At 69.1% G+C, this 23,280-nt stretch carries 21 protein-coding genes; 14 read left to right on the forward strand and 7 right to left on the reverse strand.

Going from position 1 to position 23,280, the window contains the following annotated elements; genetic code table 11:
• The first annotated feature begins 82 nt into the window (after positions 1–82).
• The 8 genes from OG474_RS34445 to OG474_RS34480 all read left to right on the forward strand — a co-directional run bounded on the left by OG474_RS34445 (position 83) and on the right by OG474_RS34480 (position 8,896).
• Positions 83–952 carry an SRPBCC family protein gene (locus OG474_RS34445; RefSeq protein ID WP_405057795.1) on the forward strand — a complete coding sequence of 290 codons (870 nt, stop codon included), beginning with the start codon at positions 83–85 and terminating at the stop codon, positions 950–952.
• Positions 953–958: 6 nt separating this feature from the next.
• Entirely contained in the window at positions 959–2,269 is a 1,311-nt protein-coding gene (locus tag OG474_RS34450) for an ArsA family ATPase (protein WP_405057796.1), read from the forward strand.
• 7 nt (positions 2,270–2,276) lie between these two features.
• Positions 2,277–2,690 (forward strand): hypothetical protein, encoded by a 414-nt coding sequence (locus OG474_RS34455; protein WP_405057797.1) that lies wholly within the window; start codon positions 2,277–2,279, stop codon positions 2,688–2,690.
• Entirely contained in the window at positions 2,681–3,640 is a 960-nt protein-coding gene (locus OG474_RS34460; RefSeq protein WP_405057798.1) for an ROK family glucokinase, read from the forward strand. The genes OG474_RS34455 and OG474_RS34460 overlap by 10 nt, the downstream gene beginning before the upstream one ends.
• 70 nt (positions 3,641–3,710) lie before the next feature.
• Positions 3,711–4,847 (forward strand): ROK family glucokinase, encoded by a 1,137-nt coding sequence (locus OG474_RS34465; protein WP_405057799.1) that lies wholly within the window; start codon positions 3,711–3,713, stop codon positions 4,845–4,847.
• The gene (locus OG474_RS34470) at positions 4,844–5,545 is read left to right on the forward strand and encodes an endonuclease/exonuclease/phosphatase family protein (protein WP_405057800.1); all 702 of its coding nucleotides are present in this window, start codon (positions 4,844–4,846) and stop codon (positions 5,543–5,545) included. Before OG474_RS34465 ends, OG474_RS34470 begins: the two co-directional genes overlap by 4 nt.
• Positions 5,546–5,562: 17 nt before the next feature.
• Positions 5,563–7,830: a glycosyl hydrolase family 95 catalytic domain-containing protein gene (locus tag OG474_RS34475; RefSeq protein WP_405057801.1), complete on the forward strand. Its 2,268-nt coding sequence runs from the start codon at positions 5,563–5,565 to the stop codon at positions 7,828–7,830.
• A 28-nt stretch (positions 7,831–7,858) separates the two neighbouring features.
• Positions 7,859–8,896: a hypothetical protein gene (locus OG474_RS34480; RefSeq protein ID WP_405057802.1), complete on the forward strand. Its 1,038-nt coding sequence runs from the start codon at positions 7,859–7,861 to the stop codon at positions 8,894–8,896.
• 21 nt (positions 8,897–8,917) lie between these two features.
• Here OG474_RS34480 and OG474_RS34485 read toward each other — a convergent pair whose 3' ends face one another.
• The 5 genes from OG474_RS34485 to OG474_RS34505 are packed head-to-tail and all read right to left on the reverse strand — an operon-like array spanning position 8,918 to position 12,884.
• Complete coding sequence (locus OG474_RS34485; RefSeq protein ID WP_405057803.1) at positions 8,918–9,667, reverse strand: enoyl-CoA hydratase-related protein; 750 nt, start codon at positions 9,665–9,667, stop codon at positions 8,918–8,920.
• Positions 9,668–9,695: 28 nt separating this feature from the next.
• Positions 9,696–10,118, reverse strand: a complete 423-nt coding sequence (locus OG474_RS34490; protein WP_405057804.1) for a nuclear transport factor 2 family protein — start codon at positions 10,116–10,118, stop codon at positions 9,696–9,698.
• 43 nt (positions 10,119–10,161) lie between these two features.
• Entirely contained in the window at positions 10,162–11,391 is a 1,230-nt protein-coding gene (locus OG474_RS34495) for a TIGR00300 family protein (RefSeq protein WP_405057805.1), read from the reverse strand.
• Positions 11,392–11,446: 55 nt separating this feature from the next.
• Entirely contained in the window at positions 11,447–12,103 is a 657-nt protein-coding gene (locus OG474_RS34500; protein WP_405057806.1) for a hypothetical protein, read from the reverse strand.
• Positions 12,096–12,884 (reverse strand): alpha/beta hydrolase, encoded by a 789-nt coding sequence (locus OG474_RS34505; RefSeq protein ID WP_405057807.1) that lies wholly within the window; start codon positions 12,882–12,884, stop codon positions 12,096–12,098. The genes OG474_RS34500 and OG474_RS34505 overlap by 8 nt, the downstream gene beginning before the upstream one ends.
• Positions 12,885–13,175: 291 nt before the next feature.
• Between OG474_RS34505 and OG474_RS34510 the strand changes: the two genes are divergently transcribed.
• The gene (locus tag OG474_RS34510; RefSeq protein WP_405057808.1) at positions 13,176–13,940 is read left to right on the forward strand and encodes a lysophospholipid acyltransferase family protein; all 765 of its coding nucleotides are present in this window, start codon (positions 13,176–13,178) and stop codon (positions 13,938–13,940) included.
• Here the strand turns inward: OG474_RS34510 and OG474_RS34515 are convergent.
• Positions 13,907–14,818 carry a LysR family transcriptional regulator gene (locus OG474_RS34515; protein ID WP_405057809.1) on the reverse strand — a complete coding sequence of 304 codons (912 nt, stop codon included), beginning with the start codon at positions 14,816–14,818 and terminating at the stop codon, positions 13,907–13,909. The genes OG474_RS34510 and OG474_RS34515 overlap by 34 nt on opposite strands.
• A 68-nt stretch (positions 14,819–14,886) precedes the next feature.
• Between OG474_RS34515 and OG474_RS34520 the strand changes: the two genes are divergently transcribed.
• The 5 genes from OG474_RS34520 (at position 14,887) to OG474_RS34540 (ending at position 20,671) form a co-directional block, all read left to right on the forward strand.
• Positions 14,887–15,669 (forward strand): inositol monophosphatase family protein, encoded by a 783-nt coding sequence (locus OG474_RS34520; protein WP_405057810.1) that lies wholly within the window; start codon positions 14,887–14,889, stop codon positions 15,667–15,669.
• Between the two features lie 43 nt (positions 15,670–15,712).
• Positions 15,713–17,086: a class II 3-deoxy-7-phosphoheptulonate synthase gene (locus OG474_RS34525; RefSeq protein WP_405057811.1), complete on the forward strand. Its 1,374-nt coding sequence runs from the start codon at positions 15,713–15,715 to the stop codon at positions 17,084–17,086.
• Positions 17,083–18,099, forward strand: a complete 1,017-nt coding sequence (locus tag OG474_RS34530; RefSeq protein WP_405057812.1) for a threonine aldolase family protein — start codon at positions 17,083–17,085, stop codon at positions 18,097–18,099. The genes OG474_RS34525 and OG474_RS34530 overlap by 4 nt, the downstream gene beginning before the upstream one ends.
• Before the next feature lie 990 nt (positions 18,100–19,089).
• Entirely contained in the window at positions 19,090–19,653 is a 564-nt protein-coding gene (locus OG474_RS34535) for an NADPH-dependent FMN reductase (protein ID WP_405057813.1), read from the forward strand.
• A 40-nt stretch (positions 19,654–19,693) separates the two neighbouring features.
• Entirely contained in the window at positions 19,694–20,671 is a 978-nt protein-coding gene (locus tag OG474_RS34540) for a ribose-phosphate diphosphokinase (RefSeq protein WP_405057814.1), read from the forward strand.
• Here OG474_RS34540 and OG474_RS34545 read toward each other — a convergent pair.
• Positions 20,668–23,262 carry a glycoside hydrolase family 97 catalytic domain-containing protein gene (locus OG474_RS34545; protein WP_405057815.1) on the reverse strand — a complete coding sequence of 865 codons (2,595 nt, stop codon included), beginning with the start codon at positions 23,260–23,262 and terminating at the stop codon, positions 20,668–20,670. The two genes, OG474_RS34540 and OG474_RS34545, sit on opposite strands and share 4 nt — an antisense overlap.
• Positions 23,263–23,280: the final 18 nt, after the last annotated feature.

Raw genomic sequence — 23,280 nt, forward strand, 5'->3', positions numbered from 1 at the left:
AATTGTCGACTTCCGGCGCACGCTACAGTCACCTACCCAGAAGTAGCCAGGTTAATGTGACTCACGGAACTAGGTTCTAGTCATGCCCACACTCGACGTCAGTTGCGACGACTTGGTCGTTGCGGATCCAGCCTACGTCGCCGAGAGGCTCGGCTCGGACACCCTGTGGCGCGAGTGGTGGCCGGAGCTCACGTTGACCCCCTCCGAGCGGCGTGGCCTCGAGGGTGTGCGGTGGGCTGTCACGGGTGCGGCGATCGGTACGGCGGAGTGGTGGCTGGAGCAGGTTCGCGACGGTGTCGTCGTGCACTGGTACCTGCGGGTCGATCCGGCCCGGCCGGTGCGGGGCAGGGCGCTCGTCCGCCTGCGGGAACGGTATGTGAGGCAGTACCGGGAGCGGTTGTGGGCGTTCAAGGACGAAGCAGAAGTGGGCCGCGCCGCAGGCGAGCGACGTACCGGGCACCAACCCGCGATAGTCTCTCGCTCTGAGCAAGGTCAGTCCCGGCAGCAAAGAGGTGAATCGATGGCGGATCAGACCACCTCGACCATCGTGGTGAACGCCACCCCCAAAGAGATCATGGCGGTGATCGCGGACTTCGCGGCGTACCCGGAGTGGGCCGACTCGATGCGGGAGACCCAGGTGCTGTCCACCGACGAGGCCGGCCGGCCCAAGCAGGTCCGGTTCAAGGTCGACGCCGGGGCGATCTCCGACGAGTACACGCTGGACTACGTCTGGTCCCGCAACGAGGTGACCTGGACGCTGGTCGAGGCCAAGATGGTCAAGGGCATGGACGGCGCGTACGTACTGCGGGAACTGGGCGCGGAAGGAACCGAAGTGACGTACCGGCTGGCCGTCGACATCGCCATCCCGATGATCGGGATGCTGAAGCGCAAGGCCGAGAAGGTCATCATCGACACAGCCCTGAAGGGGCTCAAGAAGCGCGTCGAGTCCTGATCAGACGTGACTCGGGTACTGCTGTACACAGGGAAAGGTGGCGTCGGCAAGACGACGTCGGCCGCGGGCACCGCGACGCTCGCCGCGTTGCGCGGGCTGCGCACGCTGGTGCTGTCGACGGACGCCTCGCACTCGTTGTCGGACGCCTTCGACTCCGAGGTCGGCCAGGAGCCGACCGAGATCGACGACCTGCTGTTCGTCCAGCAGATCGACGCGCAACGCCGCTTCGAGCGGTCCTGGGGTGACATCCAGGCCTATCTGCGCTCCGTGCTGCACATGGTCGGTGTCGACCCGATCGAGGCCGAGGAGCTGACCGTGCTGCCGGGCGCCGAGGAGGTGCTCGCGCTGCTCGAGGTGCGCGACCACGTCCGGTCCGGGCGCTGGGACGTGATCGTCGTCGACTGTGCGCCGACCGCGGAGACGCTGCGCCTGCTCGCCCTGCCGGACGCACTGAACTGGTACATGGAGCGGATCTTCAACGCCGAGCGCAAGGTGATGCGGACGTTCCGGCCGTTCCTGAGCCGGTCGTCGAGCATCCCGATGCCGGACGACACCGTCTTCGACGCGCTGCGTCGGCTGCAGGCCGATCTGTCCGACATCCGCGCGCTGCTGGCCGGTCCGGACGCCTCGGTGCGCCTGGTGCTGACGCCGGAGGCCGTGGTCGTCGCGGAGGCACGCCGTTCGCTGACTCGCCTTTCCCTGTACGGCTATCGCGTGGACGGCGTCGTGGCCAACCGGGTGTTCCCCGCGGCCGGTGCCGATACCTGGCGTCGGCAGTGGGTTGCCGCCCAGCGCGGGATCCTGGAGGAGGTCGCCGACTCGTTCCGGCCGCTGCCGATCTGGGAGTCGCCGTACCGGGTGTGTGAGCCGGTCGGGGTCGAGGAGCTGGCCGCGTTCGCGGTGGAGATGTATGGCGGCGACGACCCGTTCGCGCGCGCTACCGAAGAGACTTCGCTGTGGGTGGATCGGCACATCGACACCGACGGCCGCACGTACACGCTGACGATGCCGTTGCCGCTCGCCTCCGCCAGCGAGCTGGAGCTGGCCCGGCACGGCGATGAGCTGATCATCACCGTCGGTTCGTATCGGCGGGTTCTGCCGCTGCCGGCCGCGCTGGCGCGCGGTGTGGTGGCAGGGGCCCGGTTGGACGACGGACGGCTGCAGGTGCGGTTCGCGCCGCGCGAGGTGGCGCGGCCGGTCGAGCTGCCGGTGGCGACCGGGCCGTTGGAGTCCGCGTCCGAGTTGGCGCAGGGGCTGACGGCCGAGTACCACGCCAAGCAGGAGGCGCGCGAGGCTGCGATCGGGGAGGGCCGGTGAGCCCAGAATGAGCAAGGAGCCGGTCGGCACGGTTGCCGAGGAGGCGGCCAAGCTGTTCGCCGTGCTGCAGTCCGCTGCCGATACGCACGCCGGGCCTGGGCCTTCCGCTGCGGAGCCGGAGGAGCCTGCCGACGAGCAAGAGCACGAGCACAAGTCGGGGCCGGACTGCGTCTGGTGCCCGGTCTGCCAGCTGATCAACAAGGTGCGCAACACCAGCCCGGAGACGATCGAGCAGCTGTCGACGGCCGCGGCCCACGTTCTCGGTTCGGTGCGTACCTTGCTGGAGTCGGCCGCCGAGGTGGCCCGGCAGAAGCAGGAGGACGCAGCGTCGCGTTCCTCGAAGTCTCCAGAGGACGAGCCGGCCGCACCGCCCACGGTGGACCGGATCGACGTGAGTGAGGACCCCGAACCATGGGACTGACCATCGGCATCGATGTCGGCGGGACGAAGATCGCCGCCGGCGTCGTCGATACGGACGGTACGATCGGCGCCCGGACCCATCGCGACACCCCGGCCGACTCGGTCGACGCGACCGCGGAAGCGATCATCGACGCGGCCGCCGAGCTGATCGCCGGGCACGAGATCGAGGCCGTCGGGATCGGCGCGGCCGGGTTCGTGTCATCGGACCGGTCGACCGTCCTCTTCGCGCCCAACCTGGCCTGGCGGGACGAGCCGCTCGGAGCCCGGGTCAGCCAGAAGCTGAAGGTCCCGGTCGTCGTCGAGAACGACGCGAACGCTGCGGCCTGGGGTGAATTCGCCTTCGGTGCCGCGCGCGACGCCGAGCACATGGTGTGTGTGACGGTCGGGACCGGAATCGGCGGTGGCGTGGTCATCGACGGCGAGCTGCTGCGGGGTGCCCATGGCGTCGCCGCCGAGCTCGGCCACATGCGCGTCGTACCGGGTGGTCATCGGTGTGGTTGTGGAGCGCGGGGCTGCTGGGAGCAGTACGCCTCCGGCCGTGCGCTGGTGCGTGAAGGACGTGCGCAGGCGGAGTCCGGCTCGCTGTCCGCCGCCCAGATGCTGAGTGTGTGCGGGATCACCGACCCGGCCGAGCTGAGCGGTCCGATGATCACCGAGGCCGCCGCCGCGGGCGATCCGTGCGCGACCGAGCTGCTGGAGGACCTCGGTCGCTGGCTGGGGGAGGGGCTCGCGAGTATCGCGACGCTGTTCGACCCGACCACGATCGTGATCGGCGGCGGTGTGAGCGCGGCCAAGGAGCTGCTGATGAAGTCGGCCCAGGTCGCCTTCGAGAAGAACCTGCCGGCCCGGTCGAACCGCCCGCACCCGACGTTCGGGCTGGCCGAGCTGGGCAACGACGCAGGCCTGATCGGCGCCGCTGACCTGGCCCGCAAGCCCGCCCCGATCCAGTGACGGCCAGTCGAGTGGTTGGGTTGCTGCGGGATACTGGAACCACCCCGGGGGACACGACGAGGAGGCTCGTGTGGCTCTGACACAGGCTTTGACGATCGGTATCGACATCGGCGGCACCAAGGTCGCCGCCGGCGTGGTCGACCCGGAGGGCAACATCCTGGACCGGCTCCGCCGGGACACGCCGACCAAGGATCCGAAGGAGACCGAGGACGCGATCGCCGAGATCGTCCGCGACCTCGAGTCGCGGCACGACGTGATCGCGGTCGGCATCGGTGCGGCCGGGTTCGTCGACGGGACGCGCTCCTCGGTGCTGTTCGCGCCGCACCTCGCCTGGCGGCACGAGCCGCTGCGGGACGCGGTCGAACGGCGCCTCGGCCTGCCGGTCGTGGTCGAGAACGACGCGAACGCGGCGGCCTGGTCCGAGTGGCGCTTCGGTGGCGGTCAGGGCGAGAGTCATCTGGTCTGCGTCACCTTGGGCACCGGCATCGGTGGCGCGATCCTGAACGACGGGGCGTTGCAGCGCGGCAAGTTCGGCATCGCGGGCGAGTTCGGGCACATGCAGGTCGTGCCGGGCGGGCATCGGTGCGAGTGCGGCAACCGTGGTTGCTGGGAGCAGTACGCCTCCGGCAACGCGCTGACCCGCGAGGCACGTGAGCTGGCGTTGTCCGGTTCGCCGGTAGCCCACAACCTGCTGCGCGCTGCGGGTGGCGACCCGCGCAAGATCAACGGCCCGATGGTCACCGAGCTCGCCAAGGACGGCGACCCGGTCGCGATCGAGTTGCTCGAGGACGTCGGCCGCTGGCTCGGCATCGGCCTGGCCAACCTGGCCGCGGCGCTCGACCCCGGCACGTTCGTGATCGGCGGCGGTGTCTCGGATGCGGGTGAGCTGCTGATCGCCCCGGCGCGCGAGGCCTTCAAGCGGACGCTGACCGGTCGCGGTTTCCGGCCCGAGGCGCGGATCGTGCGCGCCGTGCTGGGTCCCGAGGCCGGCATGGTCGGCGCGGCTGACCTGGCCCGCGAGGAAGCCACCTGGCTGCGCCGGGTCCGGGTCAAGACGACCGCGGTGACGGCCAAGACGGCCGCGGCCCGAGGTCGTTCCACCCGCGTCGAGCGAGCCGCCCGCAAGTCGGCAGCTCGCCGGACCGGTCTGCGCGCCGCGTCTCCCGACTCGGTGCAGACCGTCGAGCTGGACGACTCGGAGGCATGACCGAAGCCCCTGTCCTCCGGGTCCTCTCCTACAACGTCCATCGCTGGGGAGACGACCGGGAGGCACTGGCCCGGGTGGTCAAGGCGTGCGCGCCCGATGTGATGCTCGTGCAGGAGGCCCCCACCTGGTGGGGGACCCGGCGCAAGCGGCGGGCGATGGCGGCCAGCTTCGGCCTCCGGTACGTCGCCGCGTCCGCGCGGAACGCAGTTTTGGTTGCCGAGAGCATCGAGTTGGTGAACGCGCTGCACTGGCGGATCTGGCGGCCGTTCGTGCGCCGGCGGCTGCGGTTGATCGCGACTCAGCTTCCCGGTGGTGCGGTCGGCGGCCGGGTGACGCTGGGGTCGGCCGAGGTCGCGTTGGTGGTGTGTCATCTCGGACTGCACATTCTCGGCCGGCAACACGAGTTGGAGCAGGTTCTGCGCGGATGCCGATCCTTCGGTACGCCGTACCTGCTGGTCGGTGATCTCAACGAGACGCCGGACGGTCCGGTCTGGCAGCGGTTGGCCGACGAGGGTCTGATCGATCTCGGCGTCGATGCCGGGCCGACGTTCAGCTCGTCCGACCCGCACAAGCGGATCGACGGGGTGCACGTCACGCCGGAGCTGTCCGGCCGGATCCTGCCGGTCCCGGCCGAGGTTGCGGACGACTTGCCAAAAGCATCTGATCACCTTCCCCTCTTGATCGAGCTGCACCTCTGAGACATAGGATCTCTCGCATGAGGAATCCGGTGAGCAGCTTGCGCTACGACCGTCCCGCGGGGGAGTGGGTGGAGGCGTTGCCGTTGGGCAACGGCCGGATCGGGGTGATGTGTTTCGGGCGGCCCGGGACCGAGCGGCTCGCGCTGAACGACGAGACGCTGTGGTCCGGTAGCCCGGAGACCCAGCGGGTGCTGTGCGAGCCGCGCGGTGCGGTCGGATCGCAGGCTGTGCAGGCGGTCCGGGACGCGGTCGCGGCCGGCGACGTACGGCGGGCCGAAGAGCTGGCCACGGGGTTCCAGGCCGGGCATTCGCAGGCGTACCTGCCGCTGGGGGACCTCCTGCTCGACTACGCGGTCAGTGGCGACGCGACGGCGTACCGGCGGGACTTGGACCTTGATTCGGCGGTGGCCACGGTCTCGTACGAGATCGGAGGTCTGACCGTCCACCAGGAGGCGTTCGTCAGCCATCCCGCCGGTGTTTTCGTGGTCCGCGTGACGGCTTCGGGGCCGATCGATGTCCGGGCCCGGCTGATCTCGCAGCTGCAATCGGAGGTAGTCGAGAACGGCCTGCTGATCCAGGCGCCGGCAGACGTAGCCCCGCCGCATCGCGAGGGCGTTGAGGCCGTGCGCTACTCCGACGGTCCCGACCGGGGGATGGCGGCGGCCATTGCACTCCGCAGCTCCAGCACCGGCCCGACGGACATCACCTTCGTGCTGTCGACGGCGACTGGGTACGTCGATCCGGCGACCGCGCCGACCCGGACCCGCGAGGAGTGCTTGGCCGAGGCCGACGAGCGGGTGCAGGCCGCGCTCGCTCGTGGGTACGACGAGCTGCTGGCTGAGCATGTCACGGACTACCGCGCGCTCTACCGCCGCTCGACGCTGGATCTCCCGGCGACCGCGGCGGCTGAGCTGCCGACCGATGAGCGGTTGGCACACAGCGACGATCCCGCGCTCGCGGCGCTGATCTTCAACTACGGCCGCTACCTGATGATCGCGAGCTCGCGACCCGGCGGGCTGCCGACCACACTGCAGGGCATCTGGAACGACATCCTGCAGCCGCCGTGGAGCTCCAACTACACGGTCAACATCAACACCGAGATGAACTACTGGCCGGCCGAGACCACCAACCTGTCCGAGTGCCACGAGCCGCTGCTCACGTATCTCGGCCACCTCGCCGCGGCAGGCCGCCGTACCGCCTCGGAACGCTATGGCGCGGCCGGCTGGGTTGCGCACCACAACGCCGACGCCTGGTGCTGGACCGTCCCGGTCGACGGCAATCCGAAGTGGTCGAACTGGCCGATGGCCGGCACCTGGCTGGTCCGGCATCTGTGGGATCACTACGCGTTCACGGGCGACCGCGAGTTCCTGGAGCGCGCGTGGCCGACGCTGCGCGGCGCGGCGGAGTTCTGCCTCGACTGGTTGACCGAGCTCCCGGACGGCAGCCTCGGTACGTCGCCTTCCACCTCGCCGGAGAACGAGTACGTCGCTGCCGATGGGGAGCCGGCGTCCGTCACGGTCTCGTCGACGATGGACCTGGCGTTGATCGCGGACCTGTTCGATCGCTGCGTCGAGACCGCGTCGGTGCTCGGGCTGACCGACGTACTGGTGGATCAGTTCGCGGCGGCCCGGAAGCGCATCCCGGATCCGTCGATCGGTAGCCGCGGACAGCTGCAGGAGTGGGCTGCTGACCTGCCGGAGCAGGAACCGCATCACCGGCACATGTCGCACCTGATCGGACTGCACCCGGGCGACCAGATCACCCCGGACAGCACGCCAGAGCTCGCCGCCGCGGCCACCCGGACGATGGACCTGCGCGGTGACCAGGCGACCGGCTGGTCACTGGCCTGGAAGATCAACCTGCGGGCCCGGCTCCGCGACAGTGCGGCCGCTCACCGGCTGGTCCGGGCCTTCCTGACCTTGGCCGACGACACCGAGACCGACTACGTCGGCAGTGGCGCGGGCGTCTATCCGAACCTGCTGTGCGCGCACCCGCCGTTCCAGATCGACGGCAACTTCGGCGCCACCGCGGGCATCGCCGAGATGCTCCTGCAAAGCCACAGCGGCGACCTCGAACTCTTCCCGGCCCTCCCCGCCGCCTGGCCCACCGGCACCATCACCGGCCTGCGAGCGCGCGGCGGCATCACCGTCGACCTCACCTGGTCCCCGGACGGGCGCGAGGCGGTCCTCATCGCCGACCAGGATCAGACCCGCACCATCCGGTACGGCGACGCCCGCGTCCCACTCACGTTGGTCGCGGGAACGCCACACCGGCTGCGGTTGTGAGCCCCCGGTCGCTGCCATAATCGCCTGAATGGCAAAACGTTCCAGCGGGGCTTGGAGTGAGCGGCGGGCCGACTACCTGCGCCGGCCCGACCCGGTGTCCGAGACCGCCCGGATCCTCACGGGCGCCAAGGTGTGCTCCCGTCTGCTCGCGATCGGCGCCGGCCTCTGCCTCGCCACGATCGCGGGCCGGCTGTTCGCCGGCGGCTCGGACGTGTCGCTCGGGGGCGTCGCCATTCCGCTCAGCTTCGCCTGGGTGGGGCTGCTGGCGCTCACGGTGGCGCACGCCTTCACCGGGGCCTTCCTTGCCCACCGCATCACGGCGTACCTGCCGTACCTGCACCTGCCCGAGCAGGCCCTGCAGGTGTTCCGCGACGTCACGAGCAGCAGCAATCCGTTCGTCTTCGGGATGCGCTCACGTGCGCTGCCCCGAAAGCCCGGCGGCCGCTATCACCCGATGAGCCTGCGCGATCCGTCGGCCTGGGTCGCGTACGGCGGCGCCGTGATGCTGCTGCTCGCCGTACTGCCGTGGCATCTGGAGGCGGGCCGGATCGTCCTGGGCGGTTGGGGCCAAGCGGTGTTGGCGGTCGTACTCCTCGCCGTGAACTGGTGGGCCGGTTCCGTCTGGATGATTTCGCTCTCCCGGCTGCACTACCTGGGAAGCGAGCTCCGCGATTTGTGGGGCGGACACCTCCTGCCCCCCGACGTCCAACGCCTGCTGGAACCGCTCGAGGCCGCCGACATCGAGGCAATGTCCGACCCGGACCGCTACCGGTTCGCGAACCTCCTGCAGCGCTTCGCGGAGCATCCGATCCCGCGCTCCGATGTCCGCTCGTGCGTCGGCCCGCATTTCGAGACCCGCCGGCGTTGGTGGGATCGGCAGAGCGGTCTCTGCATGGGCCACTACCAGCGGATCGAAGCGAACTATCTGCTGATCACCGCGGCGGGGCAACGCGTGATCCTGCCCGACGTGTCCGGCGTGCTCTGGGCACGCCAGCCTGTCGAGCGCCGTGGAGGCCGCAAACCGAAGCGTCCCAAGAGCGAGCGCTGGTGGAAGTTCGTCTCCTAGCTCTTCTTCTTGCGATTCAAACTATTTCTTCTTGCGGTTCAAGAAGGCGAGCATCGCTTCCTGGGCGGCGGGGGAGCCGAAGAGGGAGGCGGAGAGTTCGGCGAGCTCGGTGCCGCGGGCGTCGATGTCGGCGAGGAGCTCGCGGTTGAGAAGCTTCTTGGTCTCGCGGAGGCCCTGGGGGACACCCTTGAGGACGGACTCGACCAGAGAGTCGAGAGCGGTGTCGAGCTCGTCGTCGGCCACGGTCAGCGTGACCAGGCCGAGGCGGGCCGCCTCGAGACCGTCGAAGGCGTTGCCGGTCAGGAACGTGTACGCCGCCGCGCGGTCGTTCAGGCGGGCGAGCACAGTCAGCGAGATCGTTGCCGCCGCCAGCCCGAGACGGACCTCCGTCAGGGCGAACGACGTACTGGCTCCGGCCACGCTGATGTCGGCCGCGGCGACGATGCCGATCCCGCCTGCCCGCACCGGACCGGCCACGCGGGCGATCACCGGCTTGGGGTTGGCGACGATCGCGCGCTGTACGTCGACCATCCGCTGCGCGCCGACGCCCATGCCGACACTCGTCGCCTCGGACATGTCCGCACCTGAGCAGAACACGTCGAGCGCCGACCGGATCACGATCACCCGGGCCGCGTCGTCCGCTCCGGCAGTGGCCAGATGCTCGAGCAGCTCACCCGTGAGCTGCTGGGAGAGCGCGTTCTTGTTGTGCGGCGAGTCCAGGGTGATGGTCGCGACGCCGTCGGCGGTGCTCAGGTGCACGAGTTCGGTCATGGGGCCCATCCAAACATCCTGGCAAACCTTAGGCTTCGGTCGGCCCGGCCTTGGGGTTCAGCGGGTCCGCGTGCCGGTGGACCATCTTCCAGTCGCCGTCCTCGGCGCGGAACACCATCGTCACCCGCAACTCGTGCGCGTGCTCGCCCGGGCGATCGACGTACCGGACCGTGCAGCGCTCGATCGCGACCGTGTACGCCGAGTCGGGGCCGACGTGCTTGTCCAGGTACTCGAACTCGACCTTCGCGTCGCTCGGCGCGAACTGCGCCGAGGCCCACTCGTAGCGGGGGCCGACCTGGGTCCAGCCGGTCTCGAACCCGCCGAACCCACCGAAGATCGAGCTCACCTCGCTGCGGGACACCATCGGCATCCACAGCGAGACGTCGCCGTTCACGAACGCGGAGTTGGCCTCTTCGAACCGGCGCAGGAACGACTCGAAGTCCGGGGTCATCAGTGGCTGTCTCCCATGTTCGGGTTGGGCAGTCGGGCGGGACCTACTTCAGTTCGGCGTACGCCGGGGAGAGCTCGCGGGCGAGGTGCTCGACGAACAGGCCGACGTCGGTGACGATACCGCGCGCCTGACTGGAGCCACGGTCGGCGAGTTTGGTGACGGTGGCCGGGTTGATGTCGACGCAGGTCAGCGGGATCGAGGCCGGCAGAATGTTGCCGGTGGCAACGGAGTGCAGCATGGTCGCGGCCATCAGGCAGTAGCCGACGCCGTCGAGCTCGTTGCGCATCGCGCGCTGGCCCTCGAGGACGTCGGTGTAGACGTCCGGCAGCGGGCCGTCGTCGCGGACCGAACCGACCAGGACGAACTTGTTGCCCTGCTTGACCAGCGCGTGCATCACGCCGGAGGTCAGCACGCCCTGGTCCACCGCGGCCGCGATCGAGCCGGCCTTGCGGATCGTGTTGATCGCGCGGATGTGGTGCTCGTGACCGTGCTCGACGCCGCGGCCACGGGCCAGGTCGACACCGAGCGACGTACCGTAGAGCGACGACTCGATGTCGTGGGTGGCCAGCGCGTTTCCGGCGAACAGGACGTCGACGAAACCGGCCTCGACGATCGCGACCATGGCCGGTGCGGCGCCGGTGTGCACGATGCCGGGGCCACCGACCCAGAGCACCTTCAGGCCGTTCGCCTTCGCTTCGCGCATGCCGTCGGCGACCTGCTGGACGAGCACCCGCTGCGGCTTCTCGCTGGACACGTCGGACTCCATGAAGCCGAAGCCCTCTTCGGTGTTCGTGGCGATCGGCGGGGTGACCTTGACGCCCTGCGCGCTCGAGATGATCCGCATCCCGGCCTTGACCTCGGACATCGGGATCGTCCGTACGGCGCCGCCCTCGACGAGCAGGCCGCAGTCCATCTCCGGGTTCTGGACCGTCACCCAGTGACCGTCCAGCCGGACGCTGGTCGGCAGGTTCGTGGTCGAGTAGAAGCCGTCCGGGAAGACCCCGTCCTGGGCCACTTCGGCGATCTCCGGCGTACCGGGGTCGACCAGGTTCGCGCCCTTGGTCTGGATCCGCATCAGCAGCCGCTGCAGCGACTCCTCGTCCTCCGCGCCGACCGTCATCCGGACCGTGGACGGGTCGTCCTTGTCGTACCCGAGGTCGAACTTGTCCAGCGTGTACTCACCGCCGTACCCGCGGATGTCGTCGAGGACCCGGGACAGCAACCCGGAGTCCATCAGGTGGCCGGTGATCTCGACGGTTTCGCTGACCTGCACGGGGTACCTCCCTCAACAAGAACGTCAGATTGTCCGACGATCTGCTGATGCTAGCTCACACCACGGCTCCGTCGTCCGGGGTGTCGTCCTGGGGCAGCCGGTCCTTCATCCGGATCACCAGCGTCAGGAAGCCGCCGATCAGGCCGGCGACCGCGAGCGCGGTGATCCGGCTGTCGCCGAAGTCGAAGAGCGCGGCCAGGATCAGCAGGATCGGACCGCCGAACAGGCCGAGCCAGGCGAGCCGGCTGACCCAGTCCAGCTTCGGGCCGCGCGGCGGCTCCGGCGGGACGAAGTGATCGTGCGGGTCGTCGGCCGCCCGCTTCGGGCGGGGCTCCGGCTCGTCCTCGGGGTCGTCGCCGACGATCAGTCCGGCCGGTACGTCGATCAGCGGTTCGTACTTCTCGTCCACGTCCTCGCTGGCCGGCCACCGCGGCACCGGCGTCTCCCCGCCGTCGTGGCCGGGCGCGGACGGCGCGTTGAACTGCTCGACCAGCGACTGCCACTCGGCGTCCTCGGTGCTGCGCGCGATCACCGGGCGGGCCTGCTCGACCTGGTCGGTGTCGACGAACAGCTCGTCGGGCGTCTCCTCGGAGGATTCGCAGTACGCGGCGATGTTCGCCTTGGCCAGCGCGGCCAGCACCGGCTCGGCCACCAGCGCGTCGATCCCGCCGAGTGAGGTGTACTCCGCGGCGGTCAGACCGTTGTCACGCATCGGCTGGACCAGTCACGCGGGCAGTACTCGTTACTCGAGCGATGAAGGCTGCGGTGTCCTCGAAGATCCGTGGCGCGTCGTTGTCGAGCGTCGCGACGTGGTAGCTGTCCTCGAGCACGGTCTCGGTCACGTCGCGCGACGAGATGGAGGTGAGGACCCGGCGGGAAGAGCTGGCTTCGACCACGTGATCGACAGTACTGCGGAAAAGCAGCACCGGCTGGGTGACTTTTGGCAGATCCGCCTGGACCACTTTCCACAGCTTCGACAGCGAGAGTGTCGCCTTGAGCGGCATCCGGGTGTACGCGCCCTCGTCCACGCCGGGCTTCTTGATGTCGTTCGAGATGCCAGGGAACGACGGGATGAACTTCGACAGCACCGGCAGCAGCCCGAGCCGCTTGTCCTCGGTGCTGACCGACGGGTTCACGAGGACCACGCCGGAGATGTCCGCGCCGTGCTCCTCCGCCAGCCGCAGCACCAGCGCGCCGCCCATCGACAGGCCGACCACGACCACCTGGTCGTGCTCCTTGCGAAGACGGGCCAGCTCGTTGTCCAGTACGGCGTACCAGTCGGGCCAGCCGGTGGTGTTCATCTCCTGCCAGGTCGTCCCGTGGCCGGGCAGCCGCGGCACGGCGACGCCGTACCCGAGGCTCGCCAGGTGCTCACCGAAGGGGCGCATCGAGCGCGGTGAACCGGTGAACCCGTGGCTCAGCAGTACGCCGACGGCGGCGTTCTCCCCGGTCCCGGAGCTGCGGAACTCCTCCGCGTGGACTTGCACTGGCACGGTCGACTCCTCGCCCGGTCGTGGGGTTCCTCACAGGCGGCCCTGAGCGGTGGCCGAAGCCCCCACCCGCCGCGCGATCAATGGTCGCATCTGGACTGCATCCAGTCTGCATCCAGGTGACAACACGGTGAGCAACATCAACATTCCTGGCGGTGACATTGCCTGAGTGGGAAGGTGGAACGTAGTCTCCGCACCGGCGGGACTGGTGCCGGAGGCCTGTCCGACGGACCATGGACGGGTACCGGCCAGGTGTGACGAGGCTTGTCAGGCGAGTGACGGAGGTCGAGGCGGATGCTGTACCTGCTCATCAGACAGTTCATCGTTGCACCATTCGTGAAGCTGTTCTTCCGGCCGAAGGTGACGGGGCTGCACCACATCCCGACCGTCGGCCCGGCGCTGCTGGTCAGTAACCACCTCGCGTTCTCCGACTCGATCTTCCTGCCGGTCGCGGTACCGCGGCAGATCGTCTTCCCGGCGAAGTCGGAGTACTTCACCGCTCCCGGGATCAAGGGCAAGCTGATGGCGACCTTCTTCCGGTCCATCGGCCAGATCCCGATCGACCGCTCCGGCGGCCGCGCCTCGCTGGCCGCGCTGAACACCGGCCTGGACATCCTGAAGAAGGGTCAGCTCTTCGGGATCTACCCCGAGGGCACCCGCTCACCCGACGGCCGCCTGTACAAGGGCAAGACCGGCGTCGCCCGGATGGCGATCGTGGCCGGCGTCCCGGTGATCCCGGTCGCGATGATCGACACCCACAAGCTGCAGCCCCCGGGCTCGGTGCTGCCGAAGATCTGGCGGCGTGACCCGGGCAAGCTGTTCCCGCGGATGAACCGGCCGGGCGTCGCGGTCGGCGAGCCGCTGGACTTCTCGCGGTACGAGGGCATGGAGCGCGACCGCTTCGTGCTGCGCTCGGTGACCGACGAGATCATGTACGCGCTGATGGACCTGTCCGGCCAGGAGTACGTCGACATGTACGCGGACAAGGCCAAGGAGCTGATCAAGGCCGGCGAGTCGGTCGACGATCACCTGCGGCTGGGCGACACCAAAGCCTCCTGACCCCGCAGTACGGCGCGCGCCCGCTCCCGCAGCCACGCGTGGCCCGGATCGCCGTCGTACCGCTGATGCCAGGAGAGCCGGATCGGAATCGCCGGCACGTCGAGCGGTAGCGGCAGCTTGCTGAGCCCGAAGTCGAGCAGGTTGGTGACATCGGGCAGCGTGACGACGAGGTCGCTCAGGCGCACCAGCTGGAGAGCCGCGGCGACCGTCGGCGACGCCACCACCACCTCGCGCCGCAGCCCGGCCTCAGCCAGTACGTCGTCGATCGGGTCGACCAGGCGCCCGCGCCGGGACACCGTCACGTGCTCGGCAGCGGCGTACCGCTCGGCGGTGAGCTTCCCCTCGGTCAGCTGGTGGCCGGAGCGGACCGCGACCACCAGCCGGCCCTCGCCGACAAGCTCGTGGCGAACCTCTGGCAGCTCCGGAATCCCAGCGCCTGCCTCCAGGTCCACCTCGCCGCGCCGCAGCTCGTGCGTGTCAGAGCTCGCCTCCGGCAGGAACCGCAGCCGTACGCCGGGAGCCTGCGCTCGGACCGTGGTCAGCAGGGCCGGGGCGTAGGCGACCGTCAGCGCGTCGTGCCAGCGCAGTGTGAAGGTCCGCTCGAGCGTGGCCAGGTCGACCTCGCGCTCGGGTGCGAGCAGGAGCTGGGCCTGATGGACGAGCTCGTGGACGCGGGCGTGGAGTGCGACCGCGTGGGGCGTCGGCGTCATCGAGCGGCCGGTCCGGACCAGGATCTGATCGCCGGTCGCGCGCCGGATCCGCCCGAGCGTGCGGCTCATCGCGGGCGGTGTCACGTGCAGCCGCTCGGCGGCCCCGGCGACGCTGCCTTCTTCGAGTAATGCATCGAGGGCGGTGAGCAGGTTCAGATCCAAGTGCATGCGGGTAATGGTAGACCTATCTAAGGTTGCACTTGATGTTAGGTGTTGGCGCTTCTAGCGTCGAAGACATGAACCTCCTCTCCGAGATCACCGCCATCGTCCAGACCGCCGGACCGCTGCTCATCGACCGGTTCTCCGCCGACGCCCGACCGGCTGACGCGGACGCGATCCTGGCCGCGATCCATGCCAACGACGACGCGGTTCTCGCGCTCATCAAGGAGCCGCTGCTCGCCGCCGTACCGGGGTCCGGCTGGGTTGAGGACGAGCTCGAGGGCGGCGACCTTCCGCCCGGTGAGTGGTGGATCGTCGACCCGGTCGAGGGCAACATCAACCACATTCACGGCATGACCGACTGGTCCGTCACCGCGACTCTGGTCCGCGGCAACGAGCCGGTGCTGACCGTCGTACATCTGCCACTCACGGGCGACACCTACACCGCGCTCGCCGGCGAGGGCGCTTTTCTGAACGGCCGGCCGCTGACCGTCTCGGCCAAGACCTCGCTGGCTGCCGCCTTGGTCGCCACCGGTCAGGCCAAGCCGGGCGAGAGCGCCGAAACCTTCCAGCAGATCGGCCGCAGCATGACCGCGATGCTCACCAGCTCGCTCGTCGTCCAGGCCTCCGTCCCCGCCACCCTCCGCCTGATCCAGGTCGCAGCCGGCCGGATGGACGCGTTCTGGCAGTACTCCGACGTCCGCTCCGGCCTGCTCGCCGGTGCCCTCCTCGTCCGCGAAGCCGGCGGCACTGTCACCGACCTGACCGGCAAGTCTTGGACTCTCACCAGCCCTAACTTCCTAGCCGCCGCCCCCACCATTCACCAAGCCGCCCTAGACGCTTTGACCAAGTGTGATTGAGACGGCGGTGCGGGTGGTGGGGCGGCTCGAATAGGCTGGGGGCATGCAATTCGCGACGTTGAGTGCCGGGGAAGTGCCTGGGGTTCCGAGTCTGGACGAGCTGCGGGGGCTCAAGCCGCTGCAGCAGCCGGAGTGGCCGGACCCGGTGGCTCTGGAGCAGGTGATCTCGGAGTTGCGGACGTTGCCGCCGCTGGTGTTCGCGGGCGAGTGCGACGACCTGACGACGAAGATCGGCGCGGTCGCCCGCGGCGAGGCGTTCCTGCTGCAGGGCGGGGACTGCGCGGAGACGTTCGCCGGGGTGACCGCGGAGAACATCCGGGCCAAGCTGCGGGTGCTGCTGCAGATGTCGGTCGTGCTCCAGTACGCCGCGAGTGTTCCGGTCGTGAAGGTCGGCCGGATCGCCGGGCAGTACGCGAAGCCCCGCAGCTCCGGTGAGGAGACGCGGGACGGTGTCACGCTCCCGACGTACCGGGGTGATGCTGTCAACGGGCTGGAGTTCACGCCCGAGGCGCGGATCCCGGACCCGCAGCGGCTGCGCGGGGTCTACAACGCGGCCGCCGCGACGCTGAACCTGACTCGCGCGTTCACCACGGGTGGGTACGCCGACCTGCACCAGGTGCACGCCTGGAACACCGACTTCGTGAATTCCTCGCCGGTCGGCCGGCGGTACGAGCAGTTGGCGACCGAGATCGAGCGGGCGCTCGCGTTCATGCGGGCCTGCGGTGCGACGGCGGACGAGTTCAAGACCGTCGACTTCTACGCGTCGCACGAGGCACTCATCCTCGAGTACGAACACGCCCTGACCCGGATCGACTCGCGCACCGAGCAGCCGTACGACGTCGGCGGCCACCTGCTGTGGGTGGGGGAGCGGACGCGTCAGCTGGACGGCGCGCACGTGGAGTTCCTGGCGTCGCTGTCGAACCCGCTGGGTGTGAAGATCGGGCCGACCACGACCCCGGAGTACATCCGCGCCCTGATCGACAAGCTGAACCCGAAGGGCATCGAGGGCCGGCTGACCTTCATCACCCGGATGGGCGCGGGCAAGATCCGCGACGGGCTGCCGCCGTTGCTGGAGGCGGTCCGCGATCACGGTTCGCCGATCGCGTGGGTCTGCGACCCGATGCACGGCAACACGTTCGAGACCCCGAACGGCTACAAGACCCGCAGCTTCGACGCCGTGATGGACGAGGTCCAGGGCTTCTTCGACGCGCACCAGCAGGTCGGCACCTGGCCGGGCGGTATGCACATCGAGCTGACCGGTGACGACGTCACCGAGTGCGTCGGTGGTGGTGAGGCGCTGGTCGCCGAGGACCTCGCGAACCGGTACGAGACGGCCTGCGACCCGCGGCTGAACCGGCACCAGTCGCTCGAGCTCGCGTTCCTGGTCGCCGAGCGCCTGCGGGCCGCCCGCGCATGATCGACCTGCGGTCCGACACCGTCACCCGCCCGTCGGCGGGGATGCTGGCGGCGATGACGAGCGCGCCGCTGGGCGACGACGTGTACGGCGAGGACCCGACCGTCAACCAGCTCGAGGAGACCGTCGCCGGACTGCTCGGACACGAGGCCGGACTGTTCGTCGCTACTGGGTCGCTGGCGAATCTCCTCGGCGTACAGGCTCTGGTTCCGCGCGGCGGGGAGCTGCTGTGCGAGGCGAGCTCGCATGTGGTGCGTGCCGAGCTCGGCGGGCACGCGGCCGTCAGCGGCGTCACCACCCGCACGTGGATCGGGCCGACAGACCTCACGCAGGTCCAGGCGCTGATCGCACCGGACCTCGGCCCGTACTTCATCACCACCTCGGCCGTCTCGGTCGAGAACACGCACAACTTCGGCGGCGGCGCGATCCAGCACGGGTACGACGCCCTCGCCGACGAGCTCGCATCCCGCAGCATCCCGCTGCACCTGGACGGTGCCCGCCTCTGGAACGCAGCCGTCGCCACCGGCCGCACCCCAGCCTCGTACGCCGTCCGCGCGGCAGCCGCGAGTGTCTGCCTGTCGAAGGGCCTGGGCGCTCCCATCGGCTCAGTCCTGGTCGGCTCCACCGAGCTGATTCGCGAAGCCCGCATCTGGCGCAAGCGCCTCGGCGCCGGCTGGCGGCAAGCCGGCGTACTGGCCGGGGCCGGTCTCTACGCCCTCGAGCACAACATCGACCGCCTCGCCGAAGACCACACCAACGCCCGCCACCTCGCCGAAGTCCTGGCCGACGCCGCCCCCGGCTCCGTCAAGCCCGACCAGGTAGACACCAACATCGTCGTAGCCGACCTAGCCGTCACCGGCAAAACAGTCGCCGAGGTAGTCGCAGCCGCCCGCACCGAAGGCCTCCTCGTCGGTGGCATCGGAGCCACCCAACTCCGAGTAGTAACCCACCTCGACGCCTCCGCCTCCGACTGCAAGCTCGCCGCCGAAACCCTCGCCCGCCTCCTCACCACCTGACACCTTGCTCCGTACGGCGGGTGCTAGCCCGGACCGCCGACGGGGGTGGATGGGGTCGCGGTGGGTTTCGCGTTGCCGCGGATGCGGCCGGCTGGGCAGGCGGTGGTTACTCGCCGCTGCGGCCGGTTGAACGACAGATGGTTGGACGATCCGGTGGTTGAGGTGGGTGGCGAGGTCGGCGGTCGCGTGCCCGTCGCCTGAGATTCCGGGCTGTGGTTGCGGCTAATGAGGGGGAGGCCTGCTAGGTGACGCGCCGCGGTGGTTCGCTAGCAGTGGTCGGCGCTGGCCGGGTCCTGGCTGGGGTCGTTGGCTTGGTGGCGGTTTGCGGGGAGCGGGATCGCGGCAGGTGATTTGTCGCGGTGGGTGATCCGCTGTGGCAACTCAGTAGCCCCGCCGTCCCGAGGGTGCTCGTCCCATCCGTCCGCTGGGATGCGGCCGGCTGGGTCGGCGGTGGCTGGTCGTCGCTGCGGCCGGTTTGATTGAAGCGGGTGGCTGGGGTGGTCTTCGGCTGGGCGGGATGGCGAGGCCGGTGACCGACGTTCCCAGTTGCTTGTGGCTGACGGGTTGTGGTTGCTCTCGACGATGAGGAGGCCGGGTAGGTAATCCATCGCGGTGGTCGAGCACTGCGATGGTCGAGCATTGTGGTTCGGGGTTGTGTTCCTGGCCCGCGAAATTTGGCTGGATATCCGTTCAGGTTGCCCCTTCTCTGCTCATTTTTTGAGGGGAGAACCAGCAACTTGCGGGGAGATCCCGTCGCTTTTCTGCACCGCAACCGAAGCCCGGAAGCTCAGGCGGCGGGCACGCGATCGCGGCCTCGCCATCCCCTCAGCCGAAGGTGTGGCCAGCCATGCTGCGTGTAAGGCGGGCCGCGGTGGCGAGGGTCTGGTGCCGACCGTTCCGGCTCGAAGGGAGCGGTCTGTGGATCTTGTGATGAGGTGGCCTTGGGTGGGGGGTGGTGTGGGGGTAGGTAGTTTATGTTTAAATAGTTGAATGACTGACTTGGACATCCTGGGGATCTCGGGAAGCTTGCGGGCGGGTTCGTTGAACACAGCGTTGCTGAAGGCGGCGCAGAAGCACGCCCCGGCGGGAGTGGCGATCGACGTGTACGACGGGCTGGCGGAGCTGCCGTACTACGACGGCGACCTGGACACCGAGGAGACGCTGTCGGTTCGGGTGCGCGAGCTGCGGGACCGGATCCGGGCCGCGGACGGCGTGCTGTTCGCGACTCCGGAGTACAACTACTCGATCCCGGGTGGACTGAAGAACCTGATCGACTGGGCTTCGCGGCCGTCGGCGACGTCGTCGTTGCTGCACAAGCCGGTGGCGATCATGGGCGCGGCGCCGACGAACTTCGGGACGGTTCGCGCGCAGCTGGCGTTGCGGCAGGTGTTCGTGTGGACGCACTCCGACGTCGTGGTGAAGCCTGAGGTGATGGCTTTCCGGGCGCACGAGCGGTTCGACGAGGCCGGGAACCTGACCGACGACGACACGATCAAGCTTGTCACGTCGCTCGTCGACGCCCTCGCCGCGAAGATCCGCAACGCGGCCAAGTAAGCTGCGAGCTGTCGAGTTGGCAGCGTGTTCGGGGAGAGCCGTGCGAGAGATCGTCGTGTTCAGCGGAAGTGCCCACACTGACCTAGCAGAGCGGATCTGCGCCGACCTTGGCGTTCAGCTCTCACCGGTGGAGATTCATCGGTTCAGCAATGATTGCCTGCAGGCACAGCTGCAGGCGAACTGCCGGCAGCGTGATGTCTACATCGTGCAGCCGTTGGTGCCTCCGACGCAGGAGCACCTGATGGAGTTGCTGCTGATGATCGACGCCGCGCGCGGTGCATCGGCGCAGCAGATCACCGCAGTGATGCCGCACTATGCGTATGCGCGGTCGGACAAGAAGGACGCCTCCCGGATCTCGATCGGAGGTCGGCTGGTGGCCGACCTGCTGGTCGCGGCCGGGGTCGACCGGGTGCTGACGATGGCGCTGCACGCGCCGCAGGTGCACGGCTTCTTCTCGGTGCCGGTCGACCACCTGACCGCGATCGGTGTGCTGGCCGACCACTTCCGGGGTCGCGATCTCAGCGACACGGTCGTGGTCAGCCCGGATCTCGGCGCCGCGAAGACGGCGACCCAGTTCGCCCGGCTGCTCGGGCTGCCGGTGGCGGCGGGCAGCAAGCAGCGGCTGGCCGACGACCGGGTCGTGATCGACGCGATCGTCGGTGACGTGACCGGGAAGCGGGTGATCGTGCTCGACGACGAGATCGCCACCGGCGGTTCGATCATCGAGCTGCTCGACCGGCTGAAGGAGCGTGGCGTCACCGAGGCCGCCGTCGCCTGTACGCATGGTCTGTTCGCCGGGAAGGCCGTCGAGCGGATGCGGGCGCACCCGTCGATCACCGAGGTGATCAGCACGGACACGGTCCCGCGGCCCGACGGCTTCCCCGAGCTCCAGGTGAGCTCGGTGGCCGGCCTGTTCGCCGAGGCGATCAAGCGGATCCACGGCGGTGAGTCGGTGAGCAGCCTGTTCGACGGCGTCGATCCGACCCATGCTCCGCCGCAGCCGAAGCTGCCCTTCTAGGGAGCGCAGGTCAGGGCGGCGAGCCCCCAATCGGCGTGGTCGGAGTTCCGGCCGTTGCCGCCGTCCGTCGTGGCGAGGGTGAGCCGCTTGACCCCGGTCACGTCGACATCGATCGCGGTGGCCGCTCCGCGACGGATCACCGGCGTACTGGCCAGGGTTCGGCCGTCGCCGGTCACGACGAAGCTGACCGAACCTTCGTCGGTCGTGACATCGTCGTCCACCCCGACCTCGGCGACGAATCGCGTGCAGGCCGCGCCCAGCCAGGTCGTCAGCGAACTCGGCGCATGTGACCCAACGCCCTTGGCATAGGTCTTCCCGCCGATGCTCAGCGTGGCCGGTGGCTTCTCGCCGCCATGACTGAGGTCGCGCTGTTGCGGCCGTCCGAAGCCGTTGGTCTCGTCGGTCCACGGCAGATCACTCACGTACGTCGATCCGCGCGGCGGCTGCGGTTCGGCGAAGATCCGGGCCGCGTCGGCCGAGTGGATCAGCCGTCCGTCCGGAGCCGTGTAGTTGCCCGCGACAACGAGATCCAGATCGCCCCGAACACCACCTGTGCCGAGCCTCAGCGTCCACGACCCACTGATGCTCTCGCCGTCGCGGAGCAGGCTCTTGCGGACCGGTTTGCCGGCCACCAACGACCACCCGGCCGGCACCTCAGGTGCCAGTACGAGATCGCGCACCGGACCACCAGTCCGCGCGACGAAGATGCCCTGCACCCGGACCGTTCCACCGGTCACCACCGTTGTCGGCGTGGCGTCGACCAGGACCGTCGTACTCGGCGCGACCTGATGCGGCTTGGCACAGGTCGTGCGACCGGCCTGATACGGGCAAGCCTGCATGACGAACCCGCCGCGTTCGGCGACGCCGATCGAGAGCTGATCCGAGCTGCCCCGGACGGCACTCGACCGAGCCAGGGACGGCCCGTTGTCGGTGATCGTCTCGACCAGCCACCGGCCGCTCCCCAGGAAAGACAGTGGTACGGCGACAGTGCCCGCCGTACCCGACTGGATTCCGCCGACGAACCACGTGCTCCCAGTACGGCGAGCAATCACCGCCTGCTCGCCCGGCGCACCCGAGACCAGCCGGGTGTCATCCCAGACGGTCGGCAACTGAGCCAGGAACTCGGCCCCGACCGGCTGCGAATCGAGCTCCTCCGGCGAGCTGACGACATGCGTCCAGCCGGATTCGTACACGACCGGCAGCGCCAGTTCATGGGCGTTCGTGGTCTGCGGCTTCGGGTTGGCCGGCGTCGCGAACCGGGTCGGCGTGTAGTCCATCGAACCGATCACGTTGCGGGTGAACGGCAGGATGGTGTTCCGGCTCGCGCTCAGCCCGTTCTCCTCGCCTCGGACGCCTTCCATCGTCATCAGGTGCGGCCAGGTGCGCGCCAGTCCGTGCGGCACCGTCGACCCGTGGAAGTTGATCATCAGGTGCCGCTGCGCGGTGTCGGCGAGGATCGCGTCGTACCACTGGTAGCGCGCCTGGGTGTCGGACTCCATGAAGTCGACCTTGACCCCCTTGATGCCCCAGGCAACGAGTTTCGGCAGCCAGTCGTCGCGCTGCGCCTGGGTCTCCAGGTTCGTCCAGTGGAACCAGACGAGCACCTCGACGCCGCGAGCCCGCGCGTACCGGGTCAGGGCCGGCAGCCACGCGGGGCTCCAGCCCTCGTCGACCAGGATGTACTTGAGGTTGGTCTTCGCGGCCGCGTCGACATAGTCCTTCTGGCGCTCGAAGTCGCGCGGACTCGAGTTGTCGGACAGCCAGGACCACGAGGCCAGGCCGGGCTTGATCCAGCTGGTGTCGGTGAACCGGGCGGGGTCGGCCAGGTCGTCCACCAGGGTGGACCCGGTCACGGTCGCGAGGTCGCCGACGATCATCGTGCGCCAGGCGGTCGCCGTCGTCACGACCTGCGAGTCGGCCAGCTGTACGTCGTACCGGCCGGATCCCTGGGTGTGAGTCAGGCGCGCGCCGGAGTAGCGGCCGTCGAGGCCGGACTCGGCGAGCAGTGTGTAGGTGCTGCCGGTCCGGAAGAGCGCGGGGTGGCCGAACTGTCCGGTCGGCGCGGTCGCGGCCGTTGCCTGGGCATGCTCGTTCTCGTGCTGCGGGCTGTAGGGCTGCAGCCAACTGGTTGCGCTGGGCATCAATTCGTAGCTGCCGGTCTCACGCTGCACAGTTGTCGGAGTCGGCAGTTCGTACCGGAATCCGACGCCGTCATCCGACACCCGGACCACCAGCGTGAACGACCCACTGGCATTGCCGAACGACAGTCGGCTCTCCTCTTGCACCACGCTCCGCTGACGCTGCTTGCCAGTGGTCATCTTGTACGTCGTGCGCACGGGCCGGTGGCTCTGAGCGCGCAACGTCAGATCCTTCGACAGGTCACCTGCCGTGGTGATCAGACCAAGATCGGCGACGCTGACGGCGGTCGTCGCACCGGCGGTCACGCGCAACTGAAGCGAGCCGGCGGATGATTCCACCGTCGCTCCGACGGTTCCTACCCCCGGCAGGACCCAGGTGGTGGTTGGAGCTGCTGTGGCTGGCAGGGGAGCGGCGAGTAACGCCGTACTGATGATGAGGGCGAGTCGGGACATGGGCGGTCCTCACGATCG

The sequence above is a fragment of the Kribbella sp. NBC_01505 genome (assembly GCF_045040285.1).
In the GTDB taxonomy this organism is placed as follows: Bacteria; Actinomycetota; Actinomycetes; order Propionibacteriales; family Kribbellaceae; genus Kribbella.

Bases quoted from the DNA above. Each gene is read 5' to 3' on its own strand.
- OG474_RS34445 (WP_405057795.1), top strand. From the start codon at position 83: ATGCCCACACTCGACGTCAGTTGCGACGACTTGGTCGTTGCGGATCCA.
- OG474_RS34455 (WP_405057797.1), top strand. From the start codon at position 2,277: ATGAGCAAGGAGCCGGTCGGCACGGTTGCCGAGGAGGCGGCCAAGCTG.
- OG474_RS34460 (WP_405057798.1), top strand. From the start codon at position 2,681: ATGGGACTGACCATCGGCATCGATGTCGGCGGGACGAAGATCGCCGCC.
- OG474_RS34470 (WP_405057800.1), top strand. From the start codon at position 4,844: ATGACCGAAGCCCCTGTCCTCCGGGTCCTCTCCTACAACGTCCATCGC.
- OG474_RS34475 (WP_405057801.1), top strand. From the start codon at position 5,563: ATGAGGAATCCGGTGAGCAGCTTGCGCTACGACCGTCCCGCGGGGGAG.
- OG474_RS34480 (WP_405057802.1), top strand. From the start codon at position 7,859: ATGGCAAAACGTTCCAGCGGGGCTTGGAGTGAGCGGCGGGCCGACTAC.
- OG474_RS34485 (WP_405057803.1), bottom strand. From the start codon at position 9,667: ATGACCGAACTCGTGCACCTGAGCACCGCCGACGGCGTCGCGACCATC.
- OG474_RS34490 (WP_405057804.1), bottom strand. From the start codon at position 10,118: ATGACCCCGGACTTCGAGTCGTTCCTGCGCCGGTTCGAAGAGGCCAAC.
- OG474_RS34500 (WP_405057806.1), bottom strand. From the start codon at position 12,103: ATGCGTGACAACGGTCTGACCGCCGCGGAGTACACCTCACTCGGCGGG.
- OG474_RS34510 (WP_405057808.1), top strand. From the start codon at position 13,176: ATGCTGTACCTGCTCATCAGACAGTTCATCGTTGCACCATTCGTGAAG.
- OG474_RS34515 (WP_405057809.1), bottom strand. From the start codon at position 14,818: ATGCACTTGGATCTGAACCTGCTCACCGCCCTCGATGCATTACTCGAA.
- OG474_RS34520 (WP_405057810.1), top strand. From the start codon at position 14,887: ATGAACCTCCTCTCCGAGATCACCGCCATCGTCCAGACCGCCGGACCG.
- OG474_RS34525 (WP_405057811.1), top strand. From the start codon at position 15,713: ATGCAATTCGCGACGTTGAGTGCCGGGGAAGTGCCTGGGGTTCCGAGT.
- OG474_RS34530 (WP_405057812.1), top strand. From the start codon at position 17,083: ATGATCGACCTGCGGTCCGACACCGTCACCCGCCCGTCGGCGGGGATG.
- OG474_RS34535 (WP_405057813.1), top strand. From the start codon at position 19,090: ATGACTGACTTGGACATCCTGGGGATCTCGGGAAGCTTGCGGGCGGGT.
- OG474_RS34545 (WP_405057815.1), bottom strand. From the start codon at position 23,262: ATGTCCCGACTCGCCCTCATCATCAGTACGGCGTTACTCGCCGCTCCC.